Consider the following 14,574-nt stretch of genomic DNA (forward strand, 5'->3'; position numbering starts at 1 on the left):
CCACTCCGCAGGCAGTCCATCCTGCTTCTCGATGTTGGCGGCCCCACTCAGCAACTGAAGGTTCGGCAGCAGGCATGCGGCGGCCAAGTAGTCGTCGACCTTAATCGAGCGGGACGCCGGCACGGAGGAACGGGACATATTCTCCACGACGGATCTTCGAGCACTTCGCCACGCTCGCTGGTAGGGAGCTGTCAACTGACTCGCCGCTCATGAGGACACCTGGCGCCGACTGTACGTCGTACAGTGTATAGTCATCGTATGCTGACTATTTCCGATCGACTCGACGTGATGAACCGGCTCGGCCGAGCTATGGCCGACCCGACCCGCTCCCGCATTCTGCTGACCCTGCTGGCCGGGCCGAGCTACCCGGCGGTGCTGTCCCGCGAGCTGGGGTTGTCGCGCTCGAACGTGTCGAACCATCTGACATGCCTGCGCGGGTGCGGGATCGTGGTGGCCGAGCCCGAGGGCCGACAGACCCGCTACGAGGTGGCAGACCCGCACCTGGCCCGCGCGCTGACGGCGCTGGTGGATGTCACGCTCGCGGTCGACGAGAGCGTGCCGTGCATGGACCCGGACTGCGGGGTCGAGGGTTGCCAGGCGGGGGAGGTGCGGGCGTGAGCGCGGTCACGGGTTCGCAGGTCGAGCATGTCGACCTCGACGACCACGATGATGACGATGACCGGCCGTGGTATCGGAGCCCGAGCGTTCTGATCCCGATCGCCTCCGGCGTCGCGTTCGCCGCCGGCCTGGTGTGCGAGTGGACCGGCGCGGAGACCGCGGGCCTGGTGCTGTTCTGGATCGGCCTGCTGCTGGGCGCGTACACGTTCGTGCCGGGCGCGCTGCGCAAGCTGTTCACCAAGGGCAAGCTCGGCATCGGGCTGCTGATGACGATCAGCGCGACCGGCGCGGTGATCCTCGGCTACGTCGAGGAGGCCGCCGCGCTGGCATTCCTGTACTCCATCGCGGAGGCGCTGGAGGACAAGGCGATGGACCGCGCCCGCGCAGGGTTGCGGGCGCTGTTGAAGCTCGTGCCCGAAACCGCACTCGTCAAGCGCGGCGACGCCACCGCCGAGGTCGAGGCGAAGGAGCTGCGCGTCGGGGATGTCCTGGTGGTCCGGCCGGGCGAACGGATCGCCACCGACGGCACCGTGCGGGCCGGGCGGAGCAGCCTGGACACGTCCGCGATCACGGGTGAATCGATCCCGGTCGAGGTCGAACCGGGCACCGACGTCTCGGCCGGGTCGATCAACACCACCGGCGTGCTCGAGGTCGAGGCCACCGCCGCCGGCACCGACAACTCGCTCACCACCATCGTGGAGCTGGTCGAGCAGGCGCAGGCCGAGAAGGGCGACCGTGCCCGCCTGGCCGACCGGATCGCCCGCCCGCTGGTGCCCGGCGTGATGATCCTCGCCGTGCTGGTCGGCGTGCTTGGGTCGCTGTTGAGCGGCGACCCTGAGCTGTGGATCACCCGCGCTCTGGTGGTGCTGGTCGCAGCCTCGCCGTGCGCGCTGGCGATCGCCGTCCCGGTCACCGTTGTTTCCGCGATCGGCGCGGCGTCGAAGTTCGGTGTGGTCGTGAAGTCCGGGGCCGCGTTCGAGCGGTTCGGCGGCATCCGCCACGTCGCCGTCGACAAGACCGGCACGCTGACCCGCAACGAGCCCACGGTGACCCGCGTCGTCACCACCGGCGCGACCGAGAATGAGGTGCTGGCGTGGGCGGCGAGCCTGGAAGGTCACAGCACGCACCCGCTGGCCGCCGCGATCACGAAGGCCGTCCCCGACGCCCCGACCGCGCACGACGTCACCGAGACCGCCGGGCGCGGCATCACCGGCACGCTCGGTAGTGCCCGTCTCGCCGTCGGTAGCCCCCGCTGGCTGGACGCCGGCACGCTGGCCGACCAGGTGCAGGTGATGGAATCCGAGGGGATGACCGTCGTCATCGTCCACCGCGGCGACCGGCCGGCTGGCGCGATCGGGGTGCGTGACGAACTGCGCCCAGAGGTTCCCGAGGTCATCGCCACGCTGAACCGCCGCGGGATCGGGGTGACGATGCTCACCGGCGACAACGCCCGCACCGCCGCAGCGCTGGCCGGCCAGGCCGGCATCATGGACGTGCGCGCCGAGCTGCGCCCCGAGGACAAGGCCACCGCCGTCGCGGAGTTGTCGAAGTCTCAGCCCACTGCCATGATCGGGGACGGCATCAACGACGCTCCCGCGCTGGCGGCCGCGGATGTGGGGATCGCGATGGGAGCCAAGGGCGCCGATGCTGCGATCGAGTCGGCCGACGTCGCGTTCACCGGCCACGACCTGCGCCTCATCCCACAGGCCCTCGCCCACGCCCGCCGCGGCCGCAACATAATCAACCAGAACGTCGTGTTGTCGATCGCGATCATCGTGGTGCTGCTGCCGCTGGCGATTACCGGAGTCCTCGGGCTCGCCGCGGTCGTGCTTGTACACGAGGTCGCTGAAGTCGTCGTCATCCTCAACGGGCTCCGCGCGGCGCGGCGCACGAAGGCATGACCGATCCCCTTGACGGCTCCGCTCCCTCCCCGGGAAAAGCGGATGCCGTGGAAGCGAGTTCTGCCGGCCCGGCGGCGGCGCGCGTCCGGCTCCGCTGGTTCCTGCTCGCGTGCGCCGTCGCCGCTGGCGCGGTGCTGATCGATCAAGGCAGCAAGGCACTCGCCCTCGCTCAGCTCAGCGAGGATGACCGTATTCCGCTCTTGGGAGACTGGCTCGGCTTGCAGCTCGCGTTCAACCCCGGCACCGTGATGTCCCTCGGAGCCGGCGCAACCTGGCTGCTCACCGTCATCGCCGCGGCGGCCTCTGTCGCTCTACTCGTCGCCGCAACCCGCGCCCGCACCGTCGGGTGGGCGGTCGCGATCGGCCTGGTGTGGGGAGGCGCGGTCGGCAACCTGCTGGACCGGCTGTTCGCCCCTCCCGAGTTTGGCCGCGGTCACGTCACCGACTTCCTCGCCTACGGCAACCTGTTCATCGGCAACCTTGCCGACGTCATCCTCGGTTTCGGCGTCGCCCTGGGCGTCCTGCTTTACCTCCGAGGCCCACACCACACCAGGAACGGACAATGATGGTCGCAGAGTATCAACGGCACGCGGCTGCCGGAACCGCTGGGTCGCCAGGCGGCTGTAACGCGGCGGTGGGCGCATGATCCTGTCCTCCGTCCTGCAGGCGATCGGCCTATTCATCGCCACGAACATCGATGACATCATCGTGCTCTCACTGTTCTTCGCCCGAGGCGCGGGCCAGCGCGGGACCACCGCCCGAATCCTGGTCGGACAGTACCTCGGGTTCGCTGGCATCCTGGGCGCTTCCGTGCTGGTGACGCTCGGGGCGGGAGCGTTCCTGCCGCCAGAGGTCATCCCCTACTTCGGACTCATTCCGCTGGGGTTGGGACTTTGGGCTGCGTGGCAAGCCTGGCGCAACCGCGGTGCCGACGATGACGATGAGGCAAAGGTCGAGGGCAAGAAGGTTGGGGTGTGGACGGTGGCCGGGGTGACCTTCGCCAACGGCGGGGACAACATCGGCGTCTACGTCCCGGTCTTCCTCAGCGTGGGCCCAGCGGCCGTGGTGGCGTACTGCATCGTGTTCCTCGCCCTGGTCGCCGCCCTCGTCGGCCTGGGCAAGTTCGTCGCCACCCGCCGACCGATCGCCGAACTCCTGGAACGCTGGGAACACATCCTGTTCCCGATCGTGCTCATCGGCCTGGGCATCTTCATCCTCGTCAGTGGTGGTGCCTTCGGCCTCTGAACTCGTAGCCGACTGCGTAGATGGCAGCGTGCTGTGGTTGCTACCTGGCGGCTGAGTGTCCCGGTGCGCTGCGCGTGTGAGCGGCCCAGACGACGTGCTCGGCGCCGCTGCCTCAACTGAGCCCACGCTGACCGCGTAGGCGTCGATCACGCGGTCGGTGCCGGTGTTGAAGGCGTCGCGGATATCACTTGGATCACCACATCGCTGGGCCCGGCTCTTGTGTCAGGCGCAGCAGGAGGTGGGGAGTTCGTTGCGGAAGAGGTTCGCGGTGAGGCGGATGCCTTCGGCCATGGTGAGGTAGGGGGCCCAGGTGTCGGCGAGTTGGGTGACGGTGAATCCGGCGGTGATGGCGTAGGTTGCGGCGAGCATCATCTCCCCAGCGGTGTCGGCGAGGGCGTGGATACCGAGGACTTTGCCGGTGTCGGCGTCGGCGACGACCTTGATGCCGCCGCGTGTGTCGTGGTTGGCGATGGCCCTGGGCACGTCGGAAAGTCGTAGGAATCGGCAGGCGCACCGGTATCCGGCGGCGATGGCGCTGGCTTCGGTGATCCCGGCGGAGGCCAGTTGGGGTGAGGTGAACAGCACAGACGGCAACCCGGTGTAGTCGACTCGCTCGTCGTGACCCAGGGCGTTGTGCGCGGCGATCTTCCCAGTCCTCGCGGCGACGTACACGTACTGGGGCACGTCAGTGACGTCACCGGCGGCGAACACAGCCGGGTTCGTGGTCCGCTGCTGCTCGTCTACGATGACGAAGCCGCGCTCGTCGGTCGCGATACCCGCAGCAGGAAGGTTGAGCCCTTCGGTGCGCGGGGTGCGACCGGTGGCAACGAGGACACGTTCACCGGTCGCGTCCTTCCCGTTGCGGGTCGTCACCTGGACCAGGCCCTCGTGCTGGGTGATCGTGGCTGCGCGGTCGCCGATGACGCTGATCCCCTCGGCCAGGAAGGCCTTGCGGAGCTCGGATGACAGTTCCGGTTCGGCGTGCGGGGCGAGCCGACCGATGACGGTGACCTCTACTCCGAGCCGGGCGAACAGCTGCGCCTGTTCCAGGCCGACGAAGCCACCGCCGATCACCACGAGCGACGCGGGCAGTTCCGTCAGTTCCATCGCTGTGGTCGACGTGAGGTAATCAACCTGCTCAAGCCCAGGGATTGCCGGCACGTGCGGCTCGGCGCCGGTGGCGACGAGATACGACTTCGCGCGCACCGGTCGTCCATCCACGAGCAGGGTTCCCGCGTCTGTGAACGTTGCAGTGCCCGGGAGGATGTCAAACCCGTAGGCAGCGGCGATGTCGGCGTACTTGGTCTGGCGGAGCATCCCAACCAGATCATCCTTCTGCTCGATGAGCGCGCTGAGATCGACCATCCCAGCAGAGCTGGGGACGCCTGAGAACCGGTTCGTGAGGGCGGAGTGCCGGGTGTGCGCGGCCGCGAGAAGCGTCTTGGACGGCACACAACCCACGTTCACGCAGGTACCGCCGAGGGTTCCCGATTCGATGGCGACCACGCTGGCCCCCTCGAGGCGCGCGTGGATCGCTGCGGACATCGCCGCCCCGCCCGTCCCGATCACCACGAGATCAACCTCCGTGTGCCATGTCACGATGCCTCCTCCAGTTCGAACCGGCCACTCATGCGGCCACTCCTGAAAGAATGGACCTTAAAGTATGCTTGAAGGTCAAGTCGGTGGCCGAGGTGACGATGCGGATCGGAGAACTCGCGGGGAAGGCGAAGACGAGGGCGTCCACGCTGCGGTACTACGAGGAGCGCGGGCTGCTCCAACCGCCGGAGCGCACCCCGGCCGGGTACCGCAACTACGGCGACGAGGCGGTGCAGCGGCTCGAATTCATCGACCGGGCCCGCGCAGCAGGGCTCACCCTCGCGCAAACCGCCGAGATCCTCGAAGTACGTGACGCGGGCGGGTCGCCGTGCGGTCATGTTCGAGACCTCCTCGACCGGCGACTGGTCGAGATCGACGAGCAGCTCGAGCAGCTCCGCCTGCTCCGTACCAGCGTCGCCGAGCTCCGCGCGAACGCAGCACAGACGCCGCCGGAGGCCTGCACACCCGAGTCGATCTGCCGGTACCTCTGACCAATCGGCTGAAGGGTCTTGCTGCCCGGAGGGAACCGTTGTCTTGTCCGCGTAAGGTTGTCGCGCTCGCGGTAGTTCGTCAGGAACTCGTAGAACGTGTACGACTGCGCGGTCTCGGGCTTGAAGTTCCAGAGCAGGAAGGAGCCGACAGGGTATCCGTGCCTCAGACAAATTCACGATGGATAGCTGGCATCAGATACTCGCGCTTGCGGATGGCGGTGAGCATCTCCTCGATGCTGCGCCGGGTCTAGAAGTACATGCGGCTCTCTCGATTCGGGCTGACGGGTGGTCAGACTGCGGTCTCGTCGTTGACGGCGACGACGGTGTCGTAGAGGCCGTAGCGGCGCAGGCCCTTGTGGGACTCGATGCCGGTGTAGGACAAGGAGGAGTCCTCGTAGCGGCGGAAGGCGAAGACGGCCTGGTTCATATGGGTGGCGTTAAAGACGCCGAGATTCACGAGGAGGTGGAAGTCCTCGACGGTCAGTCCGGTGACGGTGCGGAACAAGCCGGGTTCGAGCTTGGTGATGACGTCGGTAAGAGTGTTCTCACGGAAGTCGGTCAGGTACATGAACGCAGGGACGCGGGTGGCGAACTTGACCAGCTTCTCCTGAATCTGCGTCCGCTTGGACTTGTACTCCTTCTCCTCCTCCGTCAACTCCTTCTTCTCCGCCGGAGTAATGTCGTCGCCCTTCTCCTTCTTCGCCTTCTTCACGGCGTCGCTCTTGTTCACGACGGTCTCGAAAATGTCGCTGCCGAGCGCGCGGAAGCCTTCGATGTTCATGACGGCGTTGAGGGCGTCGGGGTTGTTCATGATCTTGCGCAGGGTGTCGTTGTCGACGTTGACGAGGATTGCGGACTCCCACTTGCGGGCCAGGAGGGTCGCGGAGGTGCCCGACATGGCGATGTCGAGGATGCCGCCGGCATCGACCTGGGTCATATTCGACCCGTCGTACGCCAACACGGGCAGGAACTTCACGAGCTCCTCGACGGCTTGCTCAGGGTTCGGCGTCTCCGGCGAGAGACCGGCGCCGTAGTCGGCGATCTGACGCAGCGCGCGAGTGGGCGCGAAGTCGAACACGAAGCACACCGGCTTGAGGACTGCTTCGGCGCTCGGGTTGTCTCCGTCGGGATTCTTGATCGACCACGGTGACTGTACGCGGAACGCTGCCTGAAAGTAGGTCTCGGGTGAGTTGAGGTTGCGCAACATCAGGATCGAGGACCACTGCTTGACGGTGACGCCCGTGGTGAGCTTGCCGCACGACAGGGTGATCGTCTTGGTGTCGTGGCCGTCGCCGATCGCCGCCCGCACTGGCGGGAGAGCATCCAGCCCGATGCCCGCGCCGGGACCCGCGACGACGAGGACCTTGTAGTCGTGCCAGAACACGTTCTGCTTCTCCGCGAGCAGGTTCGACATTGCCTCGCAGGCAGCAACGTTGGGCAGGAACCAGAACGAGTGCTGAAGGTACGGCAGGAGTCGGACATCGGAGTACGGGAATGGCGGGCGGGTGCCCATCCGCATCGCGTCGACCTGGGTGGGAAGGTGAGCGCCGCGGACGAGATCGAGCCACTTCTGCACGTCGGTCTTGTGGGTGAACTCGGCGTCCTTACCGATGCCCTTTGCCTCGAAGAACTCGTTGAGGTCGAACTCGTCGAACTCTCCCTGATTCGCAACGGCAATCAACTCGTCAGGCATCTGGTACGTGAACAGACGCATCTCCGGGAGCGACCCGTACGGGTTCCAGGCGTCCGGTTGCGCGACGGCGTACTCGGCCTTGGCGCGCTGCTCATCGGTGTAGGTCCAGTTGAAGATTTGCTCCTCGATGAACTCACCGGTTGCCAGCGCCTTGAATGGCGTGCCCGACAGGTACAGGTAGGCGCGGGTGGTGATCGGCAGGAAGTCGTCCTCGTCGTTGCCGAGTTCGTCAAGCTCCTCGTCGAAGGCCACGAGGCCGTCGTTGTACTCCGCGGCCAGTTCCTTCTGCTTGACTTTCTCGTCCTCGCCCTCGAACAGCTCCTTGGCGGACTCTCGCCACGCACCGAAGTGGTATTCATCGAAGATGACGAGGTCCCAGTTGGTGGTGTGGACCCACTCGTTCTTCGCCTTGATGAGGCCGGTCTTCCGATCTCGCCCGAGCAGGTCCTGGAACGATCCGAAGTAGACCAGTGGCCGAGTCTTGTCCGCCTCATCTGGGCTGCCCCCGGTGGCCGAGGAGAGGTACTGCCAGCCGTCGAAGTCGGCGTGAGACTCCAGGTCGGTCTGCCAGGCGTCCTCCACTGCGGGCTTGAAGGTGACCACGAGGATGCGTTTGGCGCCGAGCCGCTTCGCGAGTTGGTAGGAGGCGAAGGTCTTCCCGAAGCGCATCTTGGCGTTCCACAGGAACCGTGGCACCGCGTGAGAGTCCTCGGCCCAGATGGACTTGTAGTAGCCCTCGGCCTTGTCCACGGCGCTGGCTTGCTCCGGGCGCATCGGAAACTTCTCATGATGGGTTCCACTGAGCTTCACGCCTGTGCGAAGCTCAGTGATCGCCGTGCGCACATCGTCTGGGGTGCACCACATCCACTCTCGCGCTGAGCCGAAGATCGGGTTCTCGAAGCCCTTGTCGATCAGCCGTTGGCGCACATCTGAGTCGCGAAACACCGTCCCGTCGCCTCGTTCGGCGAGCTCATCAACGTGCAGCGTGTATGCCTGCTGCATCTGCCCCTGAGACTCGCGGATGCGCGCGTTCACATCCGCCTTCGTCGTCTGGCCCACCTTGAGAAGCCCCGCGTAGCCGACTGGTGGATCGTTCGGCGACCATGCGTAGATTCGCAGTCGCGCCTCGGGCTTCTTGGGGAGGAGTTCGTCAATCTCCCGCTTCACTCGTCCGCCTCCATCGGGCGAACGATCCGCTCGACGAAGTCGATCTCGTCTTCCGAGAGTCCGTACTTCTCGTAAAGATCATGATCGTTCCAGTCTCGCGTCCAATCCTGGGTCGGAACGAAGGCATAGACCTTCCGCGTGGTGTCTTGCGAGGGCTTGTGAAGGAGGATGAGAAAGCGCGTCAGACGGCAGCGGAGGTACGACAGCGCGCTCTCCGCCTCTCCTCGTGTATCGAAGGTTCCGATGCAGAGGTACGTCTCGGAGGAGATGCTCCCGCTCTCGCCAAGGAAGGGAGTGCTGATGATCCGATGGGGATAGGTGTCCTTATTTCCCGTGCCGGGCGCGGCGCGGCCAACGTAAACCTTCCAGCCATCGATGAGGTGAGCGCCCGAAGGGATCGATGCTCGGTCCACATACCCAGTCCCACCGTTCTGGTAGATGAGCACGTCGCCAGGCGCCTTTGACGCTCTGCCCTTGAACGTGGTCTCAAATCCAAAGGGCTTACGGGAGCTGACCAGCCTTTCGAAGCGCTTGCTCTCCGGCAGTGCCAGCGAGTGCTCCTGCCCGGTCTCGACGGCAATCACCTTGCGCAAGATTGACAGAGCCTCGTTGAACCGGATGAAGACATCCGCGCCTGGTTCGAGCAAAGAGCGAGTGGCCGTGGTCGTCGGCCAATCCTTGAAGTGGGTGGTGACCTCGCAGAGTCCGGGGTGGTCGCGATCCCAGAGGAAGTAGCACACCCCGCCCTTTAGTCCGACGCCTGGGAACACGTCCGAAGCGCTCAGGTAATCGTTGATTGCCCGCACGCGGCTGTCGGTCAGCATTGACTCCCTGAACTCATCGAGGCCTTTTCCTCCCGCAAACCAACGCGAGGGAACGATCATGGACAAGAAACGCGGGTCGAGTTTCTTGGCCTGCTCTACGAAGAGTTGATAGATCGGGGCGGCGCTGGTCCCATGACCGCCGTCGCTGAGCTGGTAGGGCGGGTTGCCGATGATGACGTCGAACTGCATGGTGTCTCCGAACAGCTCCGCGATGCGGGCTTTGATGTCGTCGGTGTGGATGAAGGCGTAGGCGTGAGTCTCAAGGTCGTCACCACGGGCGTAGTCATCCTCGCCTGCGCCGCAGTAGATGCACTTGCGGTTGGTATAGACGGCGACTTCCTCGCTGGTCAGTGGATCAGCACGGAACTCCCGCTTCCCGCCGCCCCAGGTGTGCTCGGTGCGCTCGAACCAGATGTTGCCGTCCTCGGTCGTGAATGACCTAGCGATCGAGTGCGGGCCGTTGGCGAACTTCGAGCAGTAGACGCTCCGGCGCGCGAGCAGCGCCGTGAGCTGGGTGATCCCGATGCCGAACACTTGGTGGGTGAGGATGTGATCGACGCGTTCGGTGAGGTCGGGGATCGTCAGGATCAGGCCGTCGGTGAGTCGGCGCACGATCTCGCGGAGGAACACACCAGACTTGGTGAACGGATCGAGGAACGTGACATCGGGGTTGGCCCAGATGTCGGCGCCGTCGTTGGCGTCTGCCCACGCGGCGGCAAGCGTGTCGAGCATCTGGTTCGCGAACTCCGGCGGGGTGAAGACCTCATCGTTGGAGAGGTTCGCGATGCAGGTCAAGACATCCGGGTTGTGCCCTCGGAGAGTCAAAGGTGCAAGGGTCACGCGGCGGCCTCGGCGATCTGAATGACGGTCATCGTCGGGTAAGTCTGCGCGGGGACGAACAGGTCCTCGTCATCGAGCTCGCCGAATAGGGTTCCCTCGTACGAGGCGCGCTGAGTGAGGTCGTCGTAGCGAAAGTCGCGCCTCTGGAACTTGCCTTTGCCGAGGTAGCCCCACTCAGGAAAGGTGATCGGCTGGCCGCTTGGCACGGTCATGGTCAAGGCATCGCCCTGGACGATGTTCACGGTGAGAACCGCGCGGGCCGCTCGTGCCCACTGGTCATCGTTGCCGATACCCAAGAACGTGTTGAACACCTCGGCGAGATTGTGACGGCACTCTTCGGCGTTGTCTGCGAGAAGTTCGATACCGTAGGTGCACATGAGCGCGAACAATGCGTAGTGGCGCTTCTCGAACTCGCTCTTGCCGTGCCGAAGCTCGACCGTGGCGAGCTTGCGAGCCAGGACGGGGATGAGGAAGTTGCCCGAGCCGCAGGCGGGTTCGAGTACGCGGGAGTCGATCCGCTCAGACTCGTGCTTAACGAGGTCGAGCATGTCCTCGACCATCCACGCCGGCGTGAACACCTCGCCGTGGTCCGCAACGCGTTGCTTGGACTTCACCAAGCGCTGGGCGTCTTTCAGGTTCATCTTCCCCCCTCCCGGTGCTCGTCGTTGTCATGAGCGTAGGAGCGTCCACCGACACCGGGATGGGCTACGTGGAGCTCTTGGTCACTGGCCGCCGCACCCGCGCGCACCCAGTCGTCTATCTCGCTGGCTTGGAACTTCCAGAGGCGTCCGACCTTGTGGGCGGGCATGGCCTTCTCGGCGATCCAGGTGTAGACGGTGTCTTTGGTGACCCCGAGGTGGGCGGCGATGTCGTCTGCGGACAGCCACGGCTCAGCCACGTTGGTCCTCCCTCGCTCAATGGCCCAGGCAGGCCAACACCCACGATGATACCGGCTGAGGTACGGCTTGAGTTGGGTTTCTCCGGGCGTGGCCGAACGAGACGGGTTTCGAGAGTGGCCGCTGCGTTCTGCCGATCAGCGTGGGATGCGCACCTTGAGCCAGGCGGTCACCGTGTTCCGCCAGCGGTCCAGATCGCTGTTCCAGCAGAGGGTGTGGCCGGCATCGAAGGTCTCAAGCTCAACGAGGTCCGGGCGAGCGTCTCGGAGTGCTTGTGAGAGCCGGATCGGCACGGAGTCGTCTCGGGTGCCGTGGAGGATCAGGGTCGGCGTGTTGAGCTCTACGGCTCGGGATGTCCAGTCGAAGGTGGGAAGTGGGATGCGTCCTGGCAGGCCGACTGTGCGTGCCAGTGGGTCGAGGGTGAGCCACGGGATCGCGAGGTGCCCGGCTGCTGCAGGCCATCCGCTGCGGGCGCAGTTGGACTTGATGACTTCGGTCCAGTTGAGGACTGGGGAGTCGAGTACGAGCGCGGCGATCAGTCCCGGATGTCGCGGGTGGTCGGCGAGCTGGAGAGCGACAGCGGCACCCATCGACCAGCCGAAGATCACGACCTGTTCGGCTCCTCGTCGGACGGCGTACCCGATGGCCTCGTCAACGTCGCTCGTCTCTGCGTAGCCGAAGGTCGTCCGGCCGGTGCCAACTCGCGGCCCTTCTGCTGTGTTGCGGTAGCTGACGACGAGGGAGGTGTAGCCGAGTTCGGTTGCGGCGAGGACGCCGCGGAGGGTGCCGGCGCGGGTGCTGCCGAGGCCGTGGATGTGGATGGCCCAGGTCGCGAGGTCGCCGTCGATGCGCCAGGCCGGGCATGGTCCTGCGGGGGTCGTGATGGTGATGTCGCGTGTGTGGAGTCCGGCGTCGGCTGGGGTGGCGTAGTAGATGCCGCTCCAGGAGGCGCAATCGCCGGTCTTCGGAGTGAAACCCGATGTGGTGCCCGTGATCCTGCGAGCGACGCGGGTGGGTCCTCGATCGACGCTATCTGTGGCGAGCTGCGCCCAGCCGCCGTGCTCGAACCAGAGATTGTAGATGCCTGGCGCGGCGGCCTGGTCGGTGCGGTCGAGCACGATCAGGTCGCCGTCGTCGGTGTACTCGACGCCTCGAACGGTGAGGTCGAACATTCGTGGGCCGACGGGTGCGGTGAGCCGCCGCGCGATGGCCCACCCGACCCCGGCAACCGCTGCCGCCGCGGCCCCAGCGCCGAGAGCGATGCGGCCTATCACGACTCCCGCTCCTCGACGTAGGGAACGGGCGAGGTCGTCGCGAGGGCACTGTCGCTTCCGACGAGGTGGCTCTCGGCGCGTTCGAGCAGGTCGCGGTCGTCGGTGCTGATGTCGAAGGTGATGCGAGGGTCGATCATCGCGTCGCGGATTTCGACGATCACTCGGTGGAGGTGCCCTTCGGGGTCTTCGCTACTGGCGGCGAGGGGGTCGGCCTGGCTCAGCCCGGGCCGTGCGCGCGTCGCCTGGTGCCAAAGCGACTCCAGCTGCGCTGTGAGGGCGACGGTCTGCCTCTGCCGGGCGCGGTGCTGAGCGCGACGGACGGCAGGCTGGATCGCGAACCCGGCACAGAGGAACACGAAGGTCAGGACGGAGAGCGGATCGTAGGCGGACTGGATAGTGTGCATGAGGTCGAGGTGGCCCGTGGCGTGGGCAACGTCCATGACGATCACGGCGAGGCAGAGCGCGACGCCGAACGCCGACCCCAGGCTCAACAGTGCCGCGGGGAGGTGCTGGATGCCGGTGTTGTGCCGGTACTGCCTTATGGCGAGGACGAGCATCGCCACGACAATGACGAGGCAGTAGGTGAAGTTGATGATCGAGTAGACCGCCGCCGCTGGCTGTGCGCCGAGGTCGATCATAAATCGTGTGGTAGTGGTGCCGCGGTCGATGAGCAGGAACGATGCGGTGATCGCGAGCAGCGCGACGAGCAGGACGGGGATGCTGACGGCGGCTCGGACGAGCCTGGGCCGGTACTCGCCGGTCTTCATGACGCCGCGGCCGAGGAAGAACAGCCCGGTCATCAGGAGCGCGTCCGCGATCAGGGTGGCGAGGTTGGTGCCACCGAGCAGTCGATCGACGGCGCTGTAGGCGGCATCCACGTTGAGCGTCATCGCGATGGCGATGGTGAGGGCGGCGTAGGTGATGCTTCGGTCGGTGCGTTTGCGTCGGAAGATGAGCAGGCTCGCCACGAGCGCCCACATGAGCGTTGCGACGAGCGTCTGGATCATCCGAATATCTCCGAGTATCTGGACTCTGCGAACACCGACCCTCGGATGCCGGCGGCGAGCCGGTCGGCGAGGGACTCGGCGGCGATCTCGGTTTCGCTGTCGAGGTCTTGCCGCCTGAGCAGGCGACCTCTGGTGTACGGCGGGATGTTGGGCAGCAGTACCTCCCCGACTGCACAGCCGTCGCCTTCGCCGTGGCCAAGGATCATGTGGGCGAGCTCGTGGAGCACGAACTGCTGGCGATGCAGCGCGGAGTCGCTGCGGGCGTGAAGCACGACGTCTTCGGCATCGGTGGAGAGCCAGAGCGCGCAGAGGCCGTCGTGGGTGTCGAGGTCTGCGAGTTCGACGACGCGGAGCCTACGGTGCCGCCGGTCTTGGACGGTGTGGAGGAGATCGTCAAGGGCGAAGGTATTGCCGAGCTCAAGGCCCGCGACGGCCGCCGATACGGTCTGTTCGATCTTCACGGTTCGCCCCTTCTCTGTAGGGAGCAGGGACCGGTGGCGGCTCCATCGTGCGGTACCGGTCAGTGCTCGGGCATGTGTGTCATTTCCTCGTCCAGGAACTTGGTGATGGCGTGGAGTGCTTTCGGCGAGATATCGCCGAGGGTGCGGGCAGCGTAGGACTTCACCTTCGCGGCACGCATGGACCGAACCAGGTCGAGCTGCGCAGAGACCTTCTCGGGAGTGGCAGCACCGTCCTCGCCGAGCAGGAACGCGGCGTCCACGTCGAAGAACTCCGCGAGCCCTTCGAAGACGGCGGGGTCTTGGACGTAGCGGTGGCCGTTGACCATGTACGTCCAGCGCGACCGCGACAGGTTGGTGCCTCGTTCTTGGAGGTAGCCGGCGATCTGCGAGTAGGTCGGCTCCGTGCCGGACTCGGCGACGGCGACATCCATCAGGAGCCGCAGACGTTTGGCGAGGTCTTCGGCCGCAGCCTGGCTCTCGTCTTCGGTCATGACGGTGACCCCCTTCCCTTCGCAACGGGCAAGGCATCGATGTAGTCCACCCAGAAGGTGGTTGTGCATG

The 14,574-nt window shown here is 65.7% G+C and carries 13 protein-coding genes and 1 pseudogene; 5 read left to right on the forward strand and 9 right to left on the reverse strand.

The genetic code is table 11. The annotated features are described in order from the left end of the window. Positions 1–258 precede the first annotated feature (258 nt). The 4 genes from cmtR to R0145_RS05395 all read left to right on the forward strand — a co-directional run bounded on the left by cmtR (position 259) and on the right by R0145_RS05395 (position 3,764). Positions 259–618 (forward strand): Cd(II)/Pb(II)-sensing metalloregulatory transcriptional regulator CmtR, encoded by a 360-nt coding sequence (cmtR, locus tag R0145_RS05380; RefSeq protein WP_026926287.1) that lies wholly within the window; start codon positions 259–261, stop codon positions 616–618. Further along, positions 615–2,519 (forward strand): heavy metal translocating P-type ATPase, encoded by a 1,905-nt coding sequence (locus R0145_RS05385; protein ID WP_145952683.1) that lies wholly within the window; start codon positions 615–617, stop codon positions 2,517–2,519. The genes cmtR and R0145_RS05385 overlap by 4 nt, the downstream gene beginning before the upstream one ends. Further along, entirely contained in the window at positions 2,516–3,085 is a 570-nt protein-coding gene (locus R0145_RS05390; protein ID WP_077684801.1) for a signal peptidase II, read from the forward strand. The genes R0145_RS05385 and R0145_RS05390 overlap by 4 nt, the downstream gene beginning before the upstream one ends. Positions 3,086–3,161: 76 nt before the next feature. After that, positions 3,162–3,764 carry a cadmium resistance transporter gene (locus tag R0145_RS05395; protein ID WP_026926284.1) on the forward strand — a complete coding sequence of 201 codons (603 nt, stop codon included), beginning with the start codon at positions 3,162–3,164 and terminating at the stop codon, positions 3,762–3,764. A 222-nt stretch (positions 3,765–3,986) separates the two neighbouring features. On the opposite strand, the gene merA is transcribed toward R0145_RS05395, so the two are convergent. Beyond that, positions 3,987–5,366: a mercury(II) reductase gene (gene merA, locus R0145_RS05400; RefSeq protein ID WP_026926283.1), complete on the reverse strand. Its 1,380-nt coding sequence runs from the start codon at positions 5,364–5,366 to the stop codon at positions 3,987–3,989. A 95-nt stretch (positions 5,367–5,461) separates the two neighbouring features. Between merA and R0145_RS05405 the strand changes: the two genes are divergently transcribed. Beyond that, positions 5,462–5,851: a heavy metal-responsive transcriptional regulator gene (locus tag R0145_RS05405; RefSeq protein ID WP_026926282.1), complete on the forward strand. Its 390-nt coding sequence runs from the start codon at positions 5,462–5,464 to the stop codon at positions 5,849–5,851. A gap of 289 nt (positions 5,852–6,140) precedes the next feature. Here R0145_RS05405 and R0145_RS05410 read toward each other — a convergent pair whose 3' ends face one another. From R0145_RS05410 to R0145_RS05445, 8 genes and pseudogenes are all read right to left on the reverse strand, one after another. Further along, positions 6,141–8,711, reverse strand: coding sequence for a DEAD/DEAH box helicase family protein (locus R0145_RS05410; protein ID WP_026926281.1), 2,571 nt, complete (start codon positions 8,709–8,711; stop codon positions 6,141–6,143). Then, positions 8,708–10,330: an Eco57I restriction-modification methylase domain-containing protein gene (locus R0145_RS05415; RefSeq protein ID WP_246227216.1), complete on the reverse strand. Its 1,623-nt coding sequence runs from the start codon at positions 10,328–10,330 to the stop codon at positions 8,708–8,710. The genes R0145_RS05410 and R0145_RS05415 overlap by 4 nt, the downstream gene beginning before the upstream one ends. A 41-nt stretch (positions 10,331–10,371) precedes the next feature. After that, positions 10,372–11,016, reverse strand: coding sequence for an N-6 DNA methylase (locus R0145_RS05420; protein ID WP_026926279.1), 645 nt, complete (start codon positions 11,014–11,016; stop codon positions 10,372–10,374). An 80-nt stretch (positions 11,017–11,096) separates the two neighbouring features. Further along, positions 11,097–11,273: pseudogene (locus R0145_RS05425) on the reverse strand (helix-turn-helix domain-containing protein); the annotation flags it as partial. A gap of 135 nt (positions 11,274–11,408) precedes the next feature. Then, positions 11,409–12,443: an alpha/beta hydrolase gene (locus R0145_RS05430; RefSeq protein WP_206079889.1), complete on the reverse strand. Its 1,035-nt coding sequence runs from the start codon at positions 12,441–12,443 to the stop codon at positions 11,409–11,411. Between the two features lie 98 nt (positions 12,444–12,541). Beyond that, entirely contained in the window at positions 12,542–13,552 is a 1,011-nt protein-coding gene (locus R0145_RS05435; protein WP_026926277.1) for an MAB_1171c family putative transporter, read from the reverse strand. Further along, positions 13,549–14,013, reverse strand: a complete 465-nt coding sequence (locus R0145_RS05440) for a hypothetical protein (protein ID WP_013601295.1) — start codon at positions 14,011–14,013, stop codon at positions 13,549–13,551. Before R0145_RS05440 ends, R0145_RS05435 begins: the two co-directional genes overlap by 4 nt. A gap of 59 nt (positions 14,014–14,072) precedes the next feature. After that, positions 14,073–14,504, reverse strand: a complete 432-nt coding sequence (locus R0145_RS05445; RefSeq protein WP_013601296.1) for a hypothetical protein — start codon at positions 14,502–14,504, stop codon at positions 14,073–14,075. Between the last annotated feature and the right edge of the window lie 70 nt (positions 14,505–14,574).

The organism is Raineyella sp. W15-4 (genome assembly GCF_033170155.1).
Classification (GTDB): Bacteria; Actinomycetota; Actinomycetes; order Propionibacteriales; family Propionibacteriaceae; genus Raineyella.